Here is a 1,843-nt window from a genome sequence, read left to right as displayed (position 1 = left end):
ACGCAGGGCGTCCGGGGCAATAAAGGCTGTCGAAGATCGAGTGTAAAAGGGAGACTTGGATGTCCCGTTTTACATCACGAGATCAAAGACACGCTTGGAAGGCGCAGTTGTTGCATGCGTGTCGGGATCATTTTCAAACTATGAAGTTTGCCGTTGTCAGTGGACAATTTTGCGAAGTAGAGTAGGCCAAGATCGGGTTCATAGCACTCTTTTTCCGGTGCTTTTGGAATGCCCTCATAGTCGTTAATCAGGTCGCCGCATCCATATAGGACAAGTTTTCCCTTGTATCACTCAATCTCTCTCACATGATGTGACGAGTGACCATGGATGAGATCGATGCCTGCTTCTGCAATCAGCTTGTGAGCAAAGTAACGTTGTCGTGGATGGATATCATGTCCGTAATTTCTGCCCCAGTGGATTGATGCCACGGCGATATCACCAAGTTTCCTGATTACGGAAATGCTGTCCCGAATCTGGTTGATCCAGAAATCGTTCAGGTCGACAAGATTCAGGCCGGATCTTTTGTACCCGGCACCCCATTCAACAGGGATGCCGCTGCTTGTTGTTGCCATTGAAACGACAATGACTCGGCCCTTCCCGGAAACTGGTAATGTGATTGGCATGCCAGCCTGCTCAATACCGTCTCCTGCGCCTGCATAGTGAACCCCGGATTTTTCCAGTGTAGCTAATGTTTCATCAAGGCCAGGGTAGCCCCAGTCAATCACATGGTTGTTGGCAAGTGCGCAGAAATCGATTTTGGCATGTTTGAGCACTCCCACATTTTGCGGATGCATACGATAATGTATTTTTTTGTTTGGCCACGGTTGTCCGTTGCTGGTGATGGCTGTTTCGAGATTGATCAGGCGGAGATCCGGATCAAGTGCTTCTATCTCCGGCAGGATATCACCCCAGACAGAGCCAATATCGCGATTGCCGGGTATTGGTCCATATCTTTTTTGTGAGAGGTCGATAAATACCCTGGCATCATCAACCTGCCGCCAGGCTTCATACAGTTTGAGGTCGCCCGGGTGCGGCATAAGTTGATCAATGCCCCGTCCGAGCATGACGTCTCCTGCCAATAAGATACTTATCTCATCGTTTTTCATGCTCCACGTCACCGATCCTGAGTCGTCGCAACCAGGTTTCTTTTCTTATAGATTCTCTAGTATTGTAATGATTCGACAATGTCCAATTTATCTGATGTTGACGGCTCTGTTAAGAGTTTCGTCCTGAACCTTGTCTTCTGCTGCTGGGACGGCCTTTTGACTGCCTGTTGCCACTGTTTCTGTTGTTGCCACTGTTTCTGTTGCCTGCCGGATTGCCACCGCCAGACCTGCCACGAGATGATCTCTGCTGACCGCCGCGTCCCTTGTTAATCGGTTCCGGCTTGATATTGGGATCTGGTTCATAGCCATCCATCACAACTTTTGGTATCTCGCGCTTCAGCAGGCGTTCGATATCCTTGAGCAATTTCAGTTCGTCAACACAAACGAGTGACATCGCCTCGCCCTCGTTGCCGGCACGGCCGGTACGGCCGATTCGGTGGACGTAATCTTCAGGTACGTTGGGCAGTTCGAAGTTGACCACGTGGGGTAGCTGGTCTATATCCAGCCCGCGTGCGGCGATATCGGTTGCCACCAATACGCGTACATCACCGGATTTGAAATCTGCCAATGCTTTTGTACGTGCGCCTTGGCTCTTGTTGCCATGGATCGCTGCAGAGGTGATGCCATCACCCTCCAATTGCTTGGCGAGCCGGTTGGCGCCATGCTTGGTACGTGTGAAGACCAGTACCTGCTTCCAGTTGTTGGACCCGATCAGCCAGGAGAGGAGTTCACGTTTG

General features: G+C 50.7%; 2 protein-coding genes. Both read right to left on the bottom strand.

Features of this window, described 5'->3' with window-relative positions:
- Positions 1 to 287: 287 nt before the first annotated feature.
- Positions 288 to 1,106, bottom strand: a complete 819-nt coding sequence (locus tag BOW51_RS10425; protein ID WP_078477652.1) for a CapA family protein — start codon at positions 1,104 to 1,106, stop codon at positions 288 to 290.
- Positions 1,107 to 1,215: 109 nt separating this feature from the next.
- Positions 1,216 to 1,843 (bottom strand): helicase-related protein (locus BOW51_RS10420; RefSeq protein WP_281252889.1); only part of this gene is annotated, 628 nt, incomplete at its 5' end.

This window comes from Solemya elarraichensis gill symbiont (assembly GCF_002021095.1).
Taxonomy (GTDB): domain Bacteria; phylum Pseudomonadota; class Gammaproteobacteria; order Chromatiales; family Chromatiaceae.
This window is presented reverse-complemented; position numbering and strand designations above follow the sequence as displayed.

Excerpts from the sequence above, each read along its gene's own strand:
- BOW51_RS10425 (WP_078477652.1), bottom strand. The coding sequence starts at position 1,106 with ATGAAAAACGATGAGATAAGTATCTTATTGGCAGGAGACGTCATGCTC.